The following is a 16,183-nucleotide window of genomic DNA, read 5'->3' as shown; positions in this document are numbered from 1 at the left end:
GGGAGGTCTGCCTGCACGGCCGTCAGTGTCACCCGGCTCGGTGAGGGCGGGCTCGCAGTGGAATCCACTTCTTGTTCTCGACGATCTTGGCGGTGCGTTCTGGGAGTTCGATCGGCGGCAGGTCGTCGTCGCGGCGGTTGAACACCTTGTTGGCGAGATCCTTCTTTGCCTGCTCGTCGTCCCCGCCGGCGGCGACGGCCTGGATCACATCGAGCTGTGCCACCTCGTCGTAGGGGGCTGCGGTGTACGCGGTTCTGGCTGCCCAGAGCGCCAGTGCGCTGTCGTTGTTGGCGAGCGCATGCGCGGAGACGATGTGGCCGACGTCGGCGATGGCGCTGGTCATGATGTGATCCCAGCGTTCGCCTTCGAGGAGCCAGGACCAGTGGCGGTCTTGGAGCCGGCTGAATGGCTCACCGGTGACCAGACGCAGTGCGCTGATGAGGTCGTCCATGCCTGCGCCGCCTCTGCTCTGTGCTCGGGTGCGTAGGCGGCGGAAGAGGTCGAGGTCGCACAGCACGCCGTGGACTCGGTAGGCGGCGAGGGTGCCGGTGGTGTGGGTCTGCTTGGCGTCGGGGAGGTAGGGCAACTCGGTGGCCGGGTCTCTGCCGAGCCAGCGACGGAGGTTGCTCATTGAGACCCGGGCGCGCTCAGGGGTGATGCCGAAGGCATCGGCCAGGTCGTCGGCGGTCGAGCCGTCGGGGTGGAGCAGGAGGTAAGCGAGCAGCTCGACGTAGTACGGGCGCCGTGCGGCGGTGGTCTTGGCGTCGCCCGTGGTGCGAGCTCCCACGGGACCCAGCAGCGTCAGCTTGGTCGAGGTCAGCGTGGGTGACTCCCAGCGCGCGAGGTCCTCATCGAGGGTGGGATCGGCGCGCGCGATCGTGGCTTCTGCTGCGGGTACGGCGATGGGTGCGAGGGTCTCGATGTCCTCGACGGTGGTAGCCGCGACGTCGGCGTACACGTGCGCGTCGAGTGGCAGGAGGGAGGCATCTCCGGCCGGGCCTTCCTCGGCTCGTGGCTCGGTCAGCTCTTCGATGAGCGCACCGCCCAGGTCTGCGGTGGTGGTGGTGGGATCGGTCGCTCGGGGGACGGGCACGTCGTGTGAGTCCAGGGTCAGGTCGAGAAGCAGCGCACAGGCCCTGGCCTCCTCCTCGCTGAGTCCAGCGGCTGCGACATCGAGGCCGAGACTCGAGCAGGTGAGCCGACCGTCGGCGGTCAACTGCAGGTCGGTGGCAATTGGGCGGGGTTCGCCAGCGAGGTCGACGAGCGCAGCCGCCGTACGGTTTGTGAGGCCGTCAAGCGCGCGGGCCAGCTCATCGAGAGCTTCGTGAGGTCTGTCGGCGGTAGCGATGATCGCGGCGTAGAAGTCGTCCGGATCGCTGCCGGAGACGGACTCTCCGACATGTCGGGCGAGGGCGTTGATGAAGGCGGTGTCGCCGGGCGGGTGGGTGCTGATACGGCCGAGGTGGAACGACGCGAGATCTGCCCCGAGCCCGAGGAGGTCGACGTGAGTGGTGATCGACCACGGGTTGACCGCCAGCTCTGCGGCGAGATGGCGCGCGAACGCGGCCTTCCGCTCGGCGTCGCCGGTGACGCCGACGACACGCAGCTCTTCGAGATTGAGAAACACGAACGCCCCGTCGACGTCCTGGCCGACGCTCACGAGTAGCGGGTAGGGAGGAAACACCTCTCGTCCCTCGGGTACGTCGGCCAGCGTGATCCGCCACGCGACACCTGCGCCAGTCCACGGTGCCGCTAGCTTGGCGGGCTCTGCGAGGGCGATACCGACGTCCTCGCCGCTGAGCGTCACGGTGAGGATCCGGACCTTCGTCGGCTCGAGCGACCGCAGTGCGGCATCGAGCTCCTCGATGCGCGGTGCCAGCGAGGTGGCGGTGACCCGTGCGGTCTTCTCGGCCTGGACCAGTTCGGGTGGTGGCGGTGCGATGATCCGGCCCGGCCGGCGCCAGCGCAGCTGGGTGCGGCGCTGCGCGTGCAGGACGATCCAGAACGCGGCCCCGAAGACGGCGCCCGTGCCGGCGAGCCCTGGGAGTAGCCAGGCAGGCAGGCCCGAGCGGTCGGCATCCGCTTGCGTCTGGGGCACGCCGGTCGCGTCGGCCGTCGGCGGCGCTGAGGAATCGGTGGCCGGGGGAAGCACCGGACGCGGATCGTGCCGCTGCGCCGAGTGCTTGGGCGGCAGTGCCGCGACGGGTTGAGCCGGTCCTGGGATGGTGAGCCTCCAGCCCGGCAGGATCAGGTCAGGGTCGGACAGGTGGGCACCGTCGGCCTGAGTGATGCCGCGGGAGGCTTCGACGATCGCCGGGTAGGCGTCGGCGTTGCCGAGTTCGTCCTCGGCGATCTCGGAGAGTGTGTCGCCGGGCTGGACGACGTACTCGCCCTCGGGAGGAGTCTCCGCGACGGGAACCTTGAGCACGGTGCCGGGCACGAGGAAGTCGGGGCGTCCGCCGAGGACAGGTTCGTTGAGGTCGACGAGCTCGACGTACCGGCTGCCGTCGCCGAGGCGTTGCTCGGCGATCTTCCACAGGCTGTCGCCTCGCTTGACGGTGTAGCGCTCGTTGGCCGGTTCGTGCTTCGTCGGCGCAGTGGCGTGCGTGGCCACGTCTACCCCGGTCGGCGCGGCAGGGACTGGGGCGGCGGGCAGGGGAGTCGCGACGGCCGCGGCTTCTGCTTTCGGTTGAGGGAAGACAGCCGTCGCAGTCGGGATGGCGACGAACAGCAGCGCGGCGGCCGCGACGAGCCTGTCGGCCGCGAACTGGGGCACGACAAGCCCCGGCACTCGTGGGGCTCGTACACCGCGGATCTGGGAGACGATCGAGGCGATCAGCTGGCAGGTGAAGATCGCCCAGGCGACCCAGCAGACGACGGCGATCACCTGCAGCACCAGTGTCCCGTCGTCCGGTGAGGTCAGCCGCGACCACGAGAACGCGCCGGGGTCCGGGATCGCGTCGATCGCGAGTAGCACGGTAGGGACGCCGAGCATGAACGCGACCAGGGCTAGAGTCGCGGCCAGCCCGCGCAGCCGGGTCCGGACGCGGATGGGTGTGGTCATTGCTGGCTACCTCCGAGGGTGCGGATGAGGTGTGCACTGGCGGTGCCGGTGACATCGAGGCGGTGGATGCCGATCAGGCCGAGGAACTGGGGGTCGTAGGTGTCGTAGACGGTCACCGTGATGGTGTCGCTACTGGTGACCGTGACGGTGCCGTGGACTCCTGCTTGGTCGAGGTAGCGCTGAGCGGCCGCTTGTGCTGCGGCGGGGTTGACCGTGAGGTCGGTGCCTTGGATGGCGGGGCCGCCGTTCACCTCTTCGCCGCCGGCGCGGGCGGCTTGTGCGGCGAGGTCGTGGGCGCGTTCGTGGGCGTGCACCTGCCCGCCGAGGTCGACGGCTAGGCCGACGAGGAAGATCATCGCGAAGCTGGCCAGTGCCAGCCAGACGGTAATGGATCCCCGCTCGTCACGGGTGTGGGGTGCAGCCGGGTTCATCGTTCGCGCCAGGTGTCGATAGGGCTGGACATCGTGCTGCTGAACGTCTTGGAGCCGGGCAGGCCGGGTACGGCGAGGTCGGAGAGGTTGAGGCGGCAGGAAACGGTGACCGCGACGGATCCAGGCACGCCGGCTGCCTTGTTGAAGTCGGAGGTGTCGACTGTGACGTCGACCCGCGTGCAGCGGATGTGTTGGTTGGTCACGCTGGCGGTGGCTGTGGTGCGGGCATCAGTCGTGGCGGTCCGGGCGTCGCGCGCGATCGAGGCTGCGCGGGCAGCGTCGGCGGCTGCGGACTGGAGTGCTTCGTGGGCGTTGGCGGTCCGCCCGCCGAAGATGATCAGGCCGACGAGGAGGGCGAAGGCCGGTACGCCGATCGCCGCCTCGATCGCTGCCGAGCCTGTCTCGTCCTGGCGGATCATGGAGCACCGGTCGCTATGGGATCTGAGAGGCGCTCGACCGTCACCGTGGCGGATTGGGTGATGCGGACGTGCCATCCGGGGACGACGCTGAGGCTGAAACCGGTGACTGTGACGGTCGCGGTCGTGGCGGTGCGCGAGGCGGTGGTCATGGTGTTCTCGAGGACCCCGTTCCCGCCGGCCTCGTTGATGAAGGCGTTGGCTGCTGCGGTGCCGTCGAAGGTGTGTCCGTGCTCGGCTCCAGCGGCGCGGGCGCCTTCCTCCGCGGCCGCGATCGCGGTCGTGCGGGCGTGGTAGAAGAGCGCGGCCTGCATCCCCAGGAACATGAGAGCGAAGAGCGCGGGCAGCAGGATCACGAGCTCGACCGAGACCGAGCCCCGCTCCCTCGGCTGCGGCCCGCAGCTACTTGATGTTGCTGGACTGCTTCGTGACATAGCTAGTGATGGCTGCGACGACGATGCCGACGATCGCGATGACGGCCACGGCCCAGAGCACGTGCTCGGTGGTGACCGAGCCGCGTTCGCTTCGCGACGCCTGGCGGATGCGGTCAGAGAGGTGGAGTGCTGCGATCTGCAGCATGACGAGGGCTTTCAACATCGAGTTCCTCCCGGTGGGTTGTCCTTCCGTGTCACGAGGCCGTGAACATGCGAAGCAGGGATGGGGCGACGAGCAGGGCCATGAAGATGACGCCGAGCAGCGAGCCGGGGATGGTCATGCGCTCGCCGACCGCGTTGGCCTGGGCGATCTCGTCATTGAGCATCGCGGTGCGCATCGAGGCAGATCGGGCGCGAAGGCTCGCGTACACGCCGGCTCCTTCCTCGCCGCCCAGTCGCATGATGTCGGCGAAGTCGTCGAGGTCGGGCAGTCCGAGCTCTGTCGCCAAGGTGTGCAGGGCGTCCCAGGGCGGGAGGCCGGACCAGCGGGATCGGGTCAGTTCCTCGGACAGTCGGGTGAAGACCCAGGAGTCGCCGACCTCGGCAGCGGCTTCCATGGCCTGTCGGACGCCGATGCCGTTGTTGCGCTCGAGTGCGACCAGATCGATGTAGGCACCGAGGGCGCGGGCGAACTCCAGCCGCGCCTTCCGGGCGTCGTCGTGGGCGTTGTAGTTCGGGATGAAGAACATGACCGCCGCGAGGACGAGCGAGGCGAGAGCCGGGATCTGCAGCGGAACGCTCAGGCCCAGGGCGTTGAACAGCGTGATGAGGCCGGGCGGGATCACGAGGCCGAGGCAGGCGAAGGTCAGCTTCTCGCCGTAGAACTGTGCTGTCGAGATGCGCAGCAGCGCGAGCTCGCGGGCCGGCGTACGGACCCAGATGCCCGGTGGAAGGACGCGCAGACCCCACAGGCCGATGCACTCCTTGCCCGTGCGTGCCGTCTGGGCGTCGGCGGTGCGGCTGCGGGTGACGCTGATGCGGTCCAGTGCGTCGGCCAGGTCTGGCTCTGCGGGTAGGAGGCGGACGAGCAGCAGAGTGAGTCCGAGTCCGACGAGCCCACCGGCCACGATCGCCATCTGGAGTCCGGAGATCATGGCGCGACCCCTGATCCGAGGCGGAGGTCGGTTCGCCGGTCGAGGAACCGGGGGAGCGGCTTGCCGGTCGCCATCCGCCGCATCCAGACGAGCGTTGCGACGTACGCCGAGAGCAGCACGATGAGGATGACCTGCCCGATCGGGCTCCCGTACGGCTTCACGTAGCTGCCGGAGAGGGCCAGTACGACGAGGACGCTGGCGCTGATGACCGTCACCCAGCGAGCGGTGGCGCGCGGCTTGGCGCGGTCGGCCTCGACCTGACGTCGAGCGCGCACGTCGGCGGCGACCGACTCGGCCAGCCCTTCGAGGACGCTGGTCAGCCCGGCGCCCCGGCGGCGTGCGGCGAGGATGAGGTTGGCGGCGATCAGGTCGCCGGTCGCGTCGTCGAGCTCGTCGGCGAACGCCCGCAGCGCGGTCTCGGTGTTCCAGCGGGCGCGGAGCCTGCTCACGAGCCGGGTCACCTCGGGATTGATCGGCCCAGGGGTTGAGCGCAGCGTGGTGACGAGCGCTTGCTCCAGCCCGATCCCGACGGTCAACACCCCGGCGAGGGACCGGGTCCATTCCTCCATCGCCTCGAGCCGGTTGATCTGGGTCGCGGCCGGGGGAGCCGACAGCAGTACCGGGAGGCCGATCACGGCGACCGGGGCGATCACGAGCGCCAGGATCCAGCTCGTGAGGATCCAGCCGAGGATGCCGAGGCCGAGGCCGATCACGAGAAGCAGGCGCGTCCGGGAGTCGACGACGAGCCGGGGACGGCTCGGCTTCTTCGGGCTGACGGGAGCCGGCCGGAGCCCGACGACGATGCCGAGGATTCCGACAGCGATCAGTCCGCCCGCAAGGCCGGGAAGCATGGGCGTCACGACGTACCTCCCATCCGGCGGGTCTGGAGGTAGCCGGACAGGTCGAACCCGTGATGCGCGAGCGCGCGGTACTCGTCGGGCAGGACATCGGGTACGGCCACCCCTGAGCTGTCGGCGCTGAACACGTGCGTCGTTGCGTAGCCGGGATCCTTCTCCCCGGGCGCCAGTGCGATGATCTCCGCGACCCGGCGACTCCGATGCGCACCTCCGGGAACGGGTGTGGTCTCCATGCTGAGCTGGACGATTAGATCGACGGTCGCGGCGAGCTTGCTCGTGGCGAGTCCTTGGGTGATGTGCGGGCCGGCCTCCATCGCGCAGGTCACCAGCTTCCGGACCGCCGCGACGGCATCCGATGCGTGAGTGGTCGAGATGGACCCGGTGCCGGACTCCATCGCCTTGATCATCGCCCAGATCTCCTTGCCACGGACCTCGCCGACGATCTGGCGCGACAGGTTGAAACGGAACGAGTCCACCAGCGCTTCATCGAGGGTGAACTCGCCCGCTTGACGCCCATCCGGGCCGCGCTCACCAGATCCGGGACGCGCCTCCCAGGCATGGACGATCTGGTCGGGTCTGACCTCGTGCAGGTGGAGCTCGTACTCGGTCTCGAAGGTGCCGATCGCATCCATCTGGTCGATCTCGGCACACAGGGCACGGACCAGAGTCGTCTTCCCAGCACCCTGGGCGCCGGCGACGACGATCGACTTCCGCGCGCGAACCGCGGCCCGCAGGAAGGACGCTACGACCGGCGTCATCATCTCCCGCGCCACCAGGTCATCGAGCGTGACGTGCATCAGCCGATGTCGTCGAATCACGACCGACGGCCTCGGCGTCACCCATGCCGCAGCCGCGAGGCGGGCGCCGCCGTCGAGTCGCAGGTGCAGGCGCGGCTGGGCCTCGGAGAACGAGCGGGCGTTGACCTCGCTGCGGGACGCGAGGAAGACTAGGAAGTCGATCAGTTCCTGATCGGAGTCCGCCACCGGCGGCCCCTCGACCACGGTGCCGTCGATCAGCTCGAGCCGGACCCGGTCATAGCCGACGATGATGATGTTCTCGATCCGGTCGTCATCGACCAACGGTTGAAGACGGCCGAGCCGAAACAACGAGTCGAAGACCGCCTGAGCGGTCGCCTGTTGTCGAGCGGTGCTCCACGTGCCCTCGCCGGCGTTGGCGGCATCGGCCATCGCCGACTCGATCAGGTCCAGGACGATCGAGCGGCCGAGCTCCTGCTGGGCGTCCCGGTCGATCCGGGCACGGTCCGCGACGAGCGTCTGGCTCAACTGCTCGGAAGCCTGGGCACGCAGCGCGGCGACGAGTGACCAGTCGACCTCGTTGCTTGCTGTCGGCGGTGCAGTGACCGTCGCGCCGAGCGGCCGGGTCGTCGGCGCCGCTGTACCGGGTGGTTGGGTGAAGAGCGGCAGGTTCGAGAGCTCGCCGTACTCGTTCATGTAGCGCCACGCCTCGGTCATCGTGTCGCCTCCTCGACCAGGGCGAACCGGCCGCGGGCGACCTGTGCCTGGATCGACTGGACCGCAGCCTGAAGGGCGCGCACGTAGGGCCCGGACTCGAAGTGTCGCGGCGGAGCCGCGCCCCGGTAGTAGACCGCCGCGGCCTCGGGATCGTCCGGGAGATCAGCCACCACCGGCATGCCGAGGACCTTGGACACTTCGGAGTCCCGGTACGGCCGGCCTTCGGCGACCAGCAGCAGGCCGGGGTGCCGCCACCCCTTGGCGGGCTGTCGAACGGCGTCGGCCCACGACCGGGCGGCCGAGATCGACGGCAATGTCGCGCGGGTCATCAGCAAGGTCAGGTCCGCGGACTCCAGGAGCGGCTGCGGTGACCCAGTCAGGCCTAGCCGGCCCGCGTCGACGATCACGTCCTGCCCATTGCCCTCGAGATCGGCGAGCGCGGTGGCCAGCGGCTCCCAGATGTCGCGAAGCGCGGGTGCCTGCGCGTGCGTCCTCGTCCCAGCGACGAGGGAGACGGTAGGACTGAATCGTCGTACGACGTCGCGGAGGGCATCGGACACGCCCAGCGGTGACAGCGCGAGCTCGAGCAGGCCGACGTCGTACGGCTCCGTGCCTTTCAAGAACCCCGCGAGGATCCCTGATCCGCCTGTCGGGTCGGCCTCGACGAGAAGCACCGGACGCGGCCAGCAGAACGCCAACCCGACTGAGGTGGTGGTGACACCCGGCGATCCCGAGGCCGAGGTCAAGCAGATGACGGCCATCACTGATCCTGCGCGTCGAGGACGAGGGCGACGTGCCCAGTCGCTGCGCGGGCCGCGAGGACGGTTGCGTCGGTGTACGGAACCAGGACGTTGACGACGGTGTTGCCGGTGGTCTCGTCCAACGCCGTGTCGACGACGACGGCCGGCGTGAACGGCGGGGTGGCCGAGCCGGCGTCGCTGTTGTCGCCGGGCGTGACGATGATCCGGACCTTGTCGCCGCCGTGCAGCGGTAGTGCCGGCACCTGTGCCGGAGTCAGCGAGATCCCGACCACCGACTGGCCTTTCGGCGGAACCGGCGCGCTGCTCGTCGAGTCCGGCGTGAGGAGCCCACCGGCGGAGATGTCGAGCGCCGCACGATGGCCGACCACGCCGTCGTACGCAGACGCAGGGAGCGGAGTGAGAACCGGATCCCCGCTGATCCGGATCCGCTGGACGTCACCGGCCTGAATCACCTCGCCACGATGGATCGTGTGCGTTGCCGCAAGGACCTCCTCGGTGCTGGTCGTCGCACTCCACGCCCCCGCACCGAGCAGGCAACCCAGCGCGGTGATGGCCACGGCCATAGCGACCAGGGCTGGTCGCCGTTGGAGCTTGACCGGGGGAGCGACGGTGGATGATTCGGGCGTCGCGATGCGGGGGCCGGGCTTCCGGTCCTCTCGGGCAGTCGTTGTCATCGTCTTACCTCCCCGCAGCACTCGTCAGTCCACGAGCACCTGCGCCTCGCCGATCCGGATCTGGGTCGAGCGGGTCAGGCCGTCGAGACGGATCGTGCCGGTCTGACCGGCACCCGCCCACGTGATGACCCAACTCGAGCTGGCGGTGACCTTGAAGGCCTGACCCGGCTCACGCGCGCTCGACAACTTGTAGCTGTAGCCGCAGTCCGGGGAGTCCTTCCGCCCGAACTGCGGCTTGTACGGCGTGCCCGCCGTCTTGCATACGATCTGACTGCCGTCGCCCATGTCCCAGGTGACGTGCAGCAGCTTCGCCGTGGCCGTGACTGTCATCCCGCCGGCGCTGGCGCTCGAGGTGATCGGTCCGACGCTGTGGTCATTGGGCTTCGCGGCCCACATCCACACAGGCATTCCCACCAGGCCGATGCTGTCGGGACCTGGCTTGGGCGCGATGCCGATCTCGATCGCGGTCAGCCCCATCTGCTTGATGGCGATCTGCGCGACCTCGCGTGGCGTCGGTCCGGCGCCTGAATTCGGCGGCGGGTTCGGCGCCCAGATCATGATGAGCATCCCGGTCTGCGGCTGGTTGCAGTTGTAGATCGCGCCGTCGCCCGGCTGGTGCCCCTGCCAGGCGGGATCGCCAGCGAGTGGTGGGGGAGTGACCGCACTGATGTAGCAGTGATAGCTGTTCGACCAGTAGCCGCCGGCCGAGTGGCAGGGCACCGGTCCGGGCGGCGGGTTCGAGATCCCCTGAGCCGTTCCGTCCCAGTAGCAGGCCGCGCCCGAACCCGTGTCCTGTGGTCCGCTATCGCTCGGGGCCCCCGGATGCCCAGGAACCTCGACGGTGATCAGACATGTCCCCGTGGTGGCGTCGGTCTTTTGACACTTCGTGTCGGCGCTAGCGACGCGGGCCGTCGAGGCCACGAAGCAGGTTGCAACGATGCCGACTGCCAGCAGACGAGCTATGAGCCTGAGCATGACGCCAACTTCAGGTCTTGACCGTTCGAGACGCGCCAGCCGTCTGATGGATGCGTGCTCCACTTCGGGTTCGTCACGAAGTAGCGCGTACTGCCCTGGTCGGGGCGCGTGCTCGGCACGACCGACTTGCCGTTCCTGTCCACGAGGTCGACCTTGTTGACGTCCCAGCAGACGTCGACCTGTGCGGTCGGGGTTTTGCCGCCCTTGGCGTTGGTGGTGTCCAGGTTGACTGATTGGACGACGACCGACACGAGGCGAACGCTTCCGATCTGCTTCAGGTGTTGCTTCCGCTCACTCGAGACGAGTCGTCGGTCGGCGTTGAGCTCAATGCCGTCTTCGGTCTGCCGCAGCAGAGCGATCGGAACGGTGAGGTCCTGACGGACCTTGTCGAGGGTTGCGTAGTACTTGCGCACAACCGCCTCGGCATTCGCAGCCGCCGCAGTTGAAGGAGAGGTCGGGGACGACGTCGCCATCAGGGTCGTCGGCGCAGTTGTGGTCGATGCCGACCGAACGGTGTCGTTGCCGCCGCAGCCCGACACCGCGGCCAACAAAAGAATGCCAGTCGCCGACGAGATCAACCCGAGTCGTTTCGTCACGTGAGGTTCCTGCTCCCCTTGCCCTGTGGCTCGAGGCGGACGAGTCGCCCCCCGCGGCGGTGCGCGACATCGTCTGGCCTCAGCCTAAGCCTGTTTTCAGTTCGGAGCGCCAACCGATTCGCCGGCGCTCCACAAGACAGGTGCTCGGGCGCCTCCGATCGCCTCCCTGCCCCTTCGCCCTCTTCCACCTTCCCCTCTGCTTCCCCAGGTCCTTCTCTCCACCACCCCATGCCTTTTCTCACCACTCCCATCGCCTTCTTCCTTCCTCGCCCACCTCACCCCTCCTTGAGCTCACACGTGTGCAGATCGAGGGGTCTGTGGAGAGAAGCGCGCACCTGAGGTCCGTGGAACGGAAGCAGCCGTGACGGTCTCGATACGCAGGATGTCCGCGGGCCGTGGCTATCAGTACCTGCTGCGCAGCGTCGCCGCGGGGGACGGCAATCGCCCGCTGTCGACGCCGCTCACGCGCTACTACTCCGAGGTCGGCACGCCCGCAGGTCGGTGGATGGGGTCGGGCCTCAACGCCTTTGGCGGAGGACAACTGTTGGCCGGGCTGACGGTGACCGAGGACCAGGTCGCCCTCCTCATCGGCATGGGGCGCGACCCGATCACAGGCGAGCAGCTCGGGCGAGCGTTCCCGACCTACAAGCGCCTGGCCGACCGGATCGGCGAGCGCCTCGCCGCGCTCGACCCCGAGATGACCCAGGACGACTGTGCCGCCGAGAGATCACGGATCGAAGCAGAGGAGACGGCTCTCGGCATGCGCCATGCCGTCGCGGGATTCGACCTCACCTTCAGCGTTCCCAAGTCCGTGTCGGTCCTCTGGGGTGTCGCTGATGCCGCCACTCAGGAGCGGGTCGTCGCGGCTCATCATGCTGCGGTCGCGGGCGTGCTCGCGTTCTTCGAGCGCGAGGTCGCTGCCACCCGCACGGGCCTTTCGGACAGCGACGGTGGGGTCGCGCAGGTCAGCGTCGTCGGTGTCGCGGCGGTGGCGTACGACCACTTCGACTCCCGGGCTGGTGATCCGCAGCTCCACACCCACGTCGTTGTCTCCAACAAGGTCCTCACCCAGATGGATGGACGCTGGCGCAGCCTCGACGGACGACCCGTCTTTTCGTCCAGGACCGGGCTGTCCGAGCACTACAACGCGCTACTCGCGGACCGGCTGTCTCGGGACATCGGCGTCGAGTGGGAGATGCGGCAGCGTGGAGCTGAGAAGAATCCGCGGTGGGAGATCGTCGGAGTAGGCGACGATCTGATCACCGAGTTCTCGAGCCGTGCCCGACAGATCGACTTGAGGACCGACGAGCTGATCGCCGAGCACGTCGCACGACACGGCCGTCGACCCTCGGACAAGGCCGTCGTCGAACTGCGCGCCCAGGCGACCCTCGCGACGCGTCCGCCGAAGCAGGTCCGCTCGCTCGCCGATCTGACAGCGGAATGGCGCCGGCGTACGTCGGAGAAGGTGGGCACTGACGCCACTACGTGGGCTTCGACCTTGCTGGGCGCGAGTGGACTCCCGTTGAGCGTCGACGACGTCCCGCTCCAGGCGCTCCACGCTCTCGCTGCCGATGTTGTCGCCGCCGTCAGCTTGAAGAAGTCCGTGTGGAACCACTGGAACCTGATGGCCGAGGCGGCGAGGCAGACGATGGACCTGCGCTTCGCGACGACCGCTGACCGCGAGGCGGTCGTCGCCATGATCGTTGACGAGGCGCAGGGGCAGTCGGTGTCGCTGACGCCGCCGGAGATCACGATCAGCCCGGCTCGATTCCAGCGCGAGGACGGGACCAGTGTGTTCCGGCCGAAGCACTCGGTGAAGTACTCGTCGACGGAGATCATCGAGGCCGAGGAGCGGCTCTTGGGCCGCTCCGAGACCCGGGGCGCGCCGGATGTGCGCTCGACCGTCACCAGCCGCGCTCTTGCCCACTCGAAGGGGCACCTGAGCTCGCAACAGCGGATGGCGCTTGAGAGCATCACGACCTCCGGCCTGAGGCTCGATCTCCTTGTCGGTCCGGCCGGCGCCGGCAAGACGACCGCCATGCGTGCGCTTCGTTCGGCCTGGATTGCCGAGCATGGCCGAGGGAGTGTGATCGGTCTTGCCCCTTCGGCCGCTGCCGCCCAGGCGCTGGCGGACGACCTGGGTGTTGCATGCGACAACACCGCGAAGTGGCTGACCGAGTTCGACCTGGGCCGGACATCCCTCAGTGCTGATCAGCTCGTGATCGTCGACGAGGCGACGCTGGCCAGCACAGCGACGCTCGACCGGATCACGGGCATCGCCGAAGTGGCCGACGCCAAGGTGCTGCTCGTCGGTGACCCGTATCAACTCCAGTCTGTCGAGGCAGGTGGCGCCTTCTCGCTTCTCGTGGACCGGCGTACCGATGCTCCCGAGCTCACAGAGATCCACCGGTTCGTCAATGCGTGGGAGAAGCACGCGTCGCTGGCTCTGCGCCGCGGCGAGGTCGAGATCATCTCCACCTACGCCCGCCAGAAGCGCATCCGTGAAGGGCTGACCGACGAGATGCTCGACCAGGCGTACGAGGCATGGCGAGTCGACGCGCTGGACGGTAAGGCGAGCATCCTCGTGACCGAGTCGGCCCGCGCCGTACGCGCACTCAATGAGCGCGCCCGCGCCGAACGACTGCTCCTCGAAGGCGCCGTAGACGGACGTGAGGTCGAACTCGGTGGCGGCAGCCGCGCGTCCATCGGCGACGTGGTGATCACCCGGCGGAACGACAGGACGTTGCGCACGTCGGCTGGTGGATGGGTGAAGAACGGCGACCGGTGGCGGATCACTGACATCCGGCACGACGGCTCAGCCGTCGTCAACCGGGTAGACCCGCGCCGGCGCCGGCGCCGGCGCGGGAGCGCGGTGCTGCCACGCGAGTACGTGGGGGAGCACCTCGACCTGGGCTACGCCGTCACGGCCCACCGAGCTCAGGGCGTCACTGTCGACACCTCGCACGTCGTCGTGACCCCGACGACGACGCGGGAGAACCTGTACGTCTCGATGAGCCGCGGCCGTGAGTCCAACATTGCGTACGTCGCGCTCGACCAACCCGACGACAGCCACACCACACCCGAGCCCGACGACGCCACCGCTCGGACGGTTCTGTTCGGCGTCCTCCAGCACAGCGGCGCGAGTCTCGGGGCGCTCCAGACGATGGAAGCCGAATACGCGTTGTACGGCGGAATCGACCGCCTCGCCGCCGAGCTGGAGACGATCGCGGCCGACGCCCAACACGACCGCTTCGTTGAGCTGTTGAGCCGGTCGGGGCTCTCCGCCGAGCAGCAGGTCGCGGTCGTCGCCTCGCCTGCCTTCGGGCCGTTGACCGCGGCTCTCCGGCGGGCTGAGGCTTACCGCCACGACTTGGAGAAGCTCGTCTCTCGAGTGGTGAGCCAGCACGGACTCGGCGACGCCGACGACATCGCCGCCGTCCTGCGGTACCGCGTCGAGAAGGCGGCGGCTGGGCCGCCACGCGGCTGCCGACTCCGGCCACAACTGATCGCCGGCCTCATTCCGGAGCCGTTGGGGGAGATGGCCAGTGAGGACCGCCGGGCGATCGAGGAGCGCAAGGTCGTCCTCGAGACGCGGGCTCGGGCGCTCGTGGAGATCGCCATCGCCGAAGGGGCTGTCTGGGCTCGGCGGCTTGGGGAGCCGCCGCAGGAGCCGACTCAGCGCGACCGCTGGGTCCGGGCCGCCGCCCCGGTCGCCGCCTATCGCGATCGTTACAAGCTCGACAGCGACCTCCCGCTGGCTGGGAGTGTGACCAGCGACGCCCAGCGCGCTGACCGCCAGCGGGCGCAGATCGCGCTGCGGGAGGCGGTCGTGCGGTCAACCGCCAGTCGCAGTGAGCCCCGCGCTTTCGGAGCCGAATTCCAGGCCGTCTCGGGTCCATAGCCACGAGCGTGCAGCCGTCATCCACAGGAAGTGCTTCTCCGGAGCGTCGGGCGACAGTGCGGCGTAGGACGGGAACTGTCCCTTCGAGAAAGGCGCTCGCATGATCTTGCTGCTCGCACTACCTGTCATCGCGATGGTGACCCTCACGCACCGCTACCTGCTGCTCTACGCCCCGTCGAACGTCCTGATTCGCCGAGTTCGGGCATCGCGACCCACGTTGAGCAGGGTCACCGCGATGCTGGCCGTGGCAACCGTCCTGATTATCGCGGTGAAGGCGCTCTCGGACGCAGTCGTGGCTGGAGCGCCCGGCTGGTTGAACCTCCTCGTCCTCGTCCTGGCGTGGGACGCGATCAAGGTCGGTCTCGCCGCGGGGCGCACGACATTCCGTTACGCGTGGTGTTCCGCACGGCGCGTGGCATCGCGAACCAGGGCCCGGGCGAAGGTAGCCTCGGCGTGCCGAGTTGCTTGAGTGCACGCGCTGATGGCAAGATCGATCCATCGAACACGTGTTCGAACAAAGGAGCTTTGGATGGAACCCCTGACCTGCGTCGAGATTTGTGCGGGTGCCGGCGGCCAGTCGTACGGCTTGGAGCAGGCGGGGTTTGGGCACAGTGTCGCAGTTGAGTACGACGTTGATGCTTGCGAGACCCTGCGGCTCAACCGGCCTGGCTGGGATGTTCGCGAACTCGATGTCCACGACTTCGATGGGACCGAGTTCAAAGGCGCCGACCTGCTGGCTGGCGGCGTTCCATGCCCACCGTTCTCAATTGCGGGCAAGCAGCTCGGCGCTGACGATGAGCGCGATCTGTTCCCTCAGGCGCTTCGCCTCGTTGACGAGATCCAACCGCAGGCGGTGATGCTCGAGAACGTGAAGGGCTTGGCCACGGCAAAGTTCAAGGACTACCGCAAGCAGATCACAGATCAACTTGAGGACCTGGGCTACCTGTGGGACTGGCAGGTGCTGAACTCCAGCGAGATGGGTGTGCCACAGCTCCGCCCGCGGTTCATTCTCGTGGCGCTCCGCAAGGAGATCTATCCATTCTTCGAATGGCCGAACGCTCAGAAGACGCCTCCCACCGTCGGTCAGACTCTGCGTGACTTGATGGGGGCGAATGGCTGGCCCGGCATCGACGAATGGACTGAAAAGGCTGATGCAATCGCGCCGACTCTGGTCGGGGGTTCGCGGAAGCATGGTGGTCCGGATCTCGGGCCGACTCGCGCTCGTCAGGCATGGCTTCAGTTGGGTGTTGACGGTCGCTCTATCGCGGGCGCTGCACCGACGGCCGACGACGGAGTCGGACACGTTCCGAAGCTCACGCTAGAGATGGTTGCTCGAATCCAGGGTTTCCCCGCCGACTGGAAGTTCTCCGGGCGCAAGACCGCTGCCTATCGGCAGATCGGCAACGCCTTCCCGCCCCCGGTCGCTGAGGCGATCGGGCGCCAAATCCGGCGGGCCATCGAGGCTTACCAGGCCTCTCGGCGGGATCAGATCCAGGCTATTGGCTGAC

15 protein-coding genes are annotated in these 16,183 nt (G+C 68.3%); 3 read left to right on the top strand and 12 right to left on the bottom strand.

Annotated features, from left to right (window positions below):
- Positions 1–28: 28 nt before the first annotated feature.
- From ACYU8V_RS06545 to ACYU8V_RS06490, 12 genes are all read right to left on the bottom strand, one after another.
- On the bottom strand, positions 29–3,064 hold the full coding sequence (locus ACYU8V_RS06545; RefSeq protein ID WP_460846055.1) for a LysM peptidoglycan-binding domain-containing protein: 3,036 nt from the start codon (positions 3,062–3,064) through the stop codon (positions 29–31).
- Complete coding sequence (locus ACYU8V_RS06540; RefSeq protein WP_460846053.1) at positions 3,061–3,495, bottom strand: TadE/TadG family type IV pilus assembly protein; 435 nt, start codon at positions 3,493–3,495, stop codon at positions 3,061–3,063. The genes ACYU8V_RS06545 and ACYU8V_RS06540 overlap by 4 nt, the downstream gene beginning before the upstream one ends.
- Positions 3,492–3,914, bottom strand: coding sequence for a TadE/TadG family type IV pilus assembly protein (locus ACYU8V_RS06535; protein WP_460846052.1), 423 nt, complete (start codon positions 3,912–3,914; stop codon positions 3,492–3,494). Before ACYU8V_RS06535 ends, ACYU8V_RS06540 begins: the two co-directional genes overlap by 4 nt.
- Positions 3,911–4,345: a TadE family protein gene (locus tag ACYU8V_RS06530; protein ID WP_460846051.1), complete on the bottom strand. Its 435-nt coding sequence runs from the start codon at positions 4,343–4,345 to the stop codon at positions 3,911–3,913. Before ACYU8V_RS06530 ends, ACYU8V_RS06535 begins: the two co-directional genes overlap by 4 nt.
- Positions 4,314–4,508, bottom strand: a complete 195-nt coding sequence (locus ACYU8V_RS06525; protein WP_460846049.1) for a hypothetical protein — start codon at positions 4,506–4,508, stop codon at positions 4,314–4,316. Before ACYU8V_RS06525 ends, ACYU8V_RS06530 begins: the two co-directional genes overlap by 32 nt.
- Positions 4,509–4,539: 31 nt before the next feature.
- Positions 4,540–5,439 (bottom strand): type II secretion system F family protein, encoded by a 900-nt coding sequence (locus tag ACYU8V_RS06520; protein WP_460846048.1) that lies wholly within the window; start codon positions 5,437–5,439, stop codon positions 4,540–4,542.
- The gene (locus tag ACYU8V_RS06515; RefSeq protein WP_460846146.1) at positions 5,436–6,290 is read right to left on the bottom strand and encodes a type II secretion system F family protein; all 855 of its coding nucleotides are present in this window, start codon (positions 6,288–6,290) and stop codon (positions 5,436–5,438) included. The genes ACYU8V_RS06520 and ACYU8V_RS06515 overlap by 4 nt, the downstream gene beginning before the upstream one ends.
- 5 nt (positions 6,291–6,295) lie before the next feature.
- Positions 6,296–7,768, bottom strand: coding sequence for a CpaF family protein (locus tag ACYU8V_RS06510; protein WP_460846047.1), 1,473 nt, complete (start codon positions 7,766–7,768; stop codon positions 6,296–6,298).
- Complete coding sequence (locus ACYU8V_RS06505; RefSeq protein ID WP_460846046.1) at positions 7,765–8,529, bottom strand: MinD/ParA family ATP-binding protein; 765 nt, start codon at positions 8,527–8,529, stop codon at positions 7,765–7,767. The genes ACYU8V_RS06510 and ACYU8V_RS06505 overlap by 4 nt, the downstream gene beginning before the upstream one ends.
- Positions 8,529–9,086: an SAF domain-containing protein gene (locus ACYU8V_RS06500; protein WP_460846043.1), complete on the bottom strand. Its 558-nt coding sequence runs from the start codon at positions 9,084–9,086 to the stop codon at positions 8,529–8,531. Before ACYU8V_RS06500 ends, ACYU8V_RS06505 begins: the two co-directional genes overlap by 1 nt.
- A 141-nt stretch (positions 9,087–9,227) precedes the next feature.
- On the bottom strand, positions 9,228–10,178 hold the full coding sequence (locus ACYU8V_RS06495) for a hypothetical protein (RefSeq protein WP_460846041.1): 951 nt from the start codon (positions 10,176–10,178) through the stop codon (positions 9,228–9,230).
- Positions 10,163–10,774, bottom strand: a complete 612-nt coding sequence (locus tag ACYU8V_RS06490) for a hypothetical protein (RefSeq protein ID WP_460846040.1) — start codon at positions 10,772–10,774, stop codon at positions 10,163–10,165. Before ACYU8V_RS06490 ends, ACYU8V_RS06495 begins: the two co-directional genes overlap by 16 nt.
- Positions 10,775–11,135: 361 nt before the next feature.
- On the opposite strand from ACYU8V_RS06490, the gene mobF reads away from it, so the two are divergent.
- From mobF to ACYU8V_RS06475, 3 genes are all read left to right on the top strand, one after another.
- Positions 11,136–14,675 carry a MobF family relaxase gene (mobF, locus tag ACYU8V_RS06485; RefSeq protein ID WP_460846038.1) on the top strand — a complete coding sequence of 1,180 codons (3,540 nt, stop codon included), beginning with the start codon at positions 11,136–11,138 and terminating at the stop codon, positions 14,673–14,675.
- Positions 14,676–14,775: 100 nt separating this feature from the next.
- A complete protein-coding gene (locus tag ACYU8V_RS06480) occupies positions 14,776–15,144 on the top strand; it encodes a hypothetical protein (RefSeq protein WP_460846036.1) in 369 nt (122 codons plus the stop codon).
- A gap of 60 nt (positions 15,145–15,204) precedes the next feature.
- Complete coding sequence (locus ACYU8V_RS06475; protein WP_460846034.1) at positions 15,205–16,182, top strand: DNA cytosine methyltransferase; 978 nt, start codon at positions 15,205–15,207, stop codon at positions 16,180–16,182.
- The last annotated feature ends 1 nt before the right edge of the window (position 16,183 follow it).

Source organism: Nocardioides ultimimeridianus (assembly GCF_054777895.1).
The sequence above is the reverse complement of the archived record's forward strand: the minus strand, read 5'-3'. Positions and strand labels throughout refer to the sequence as shown.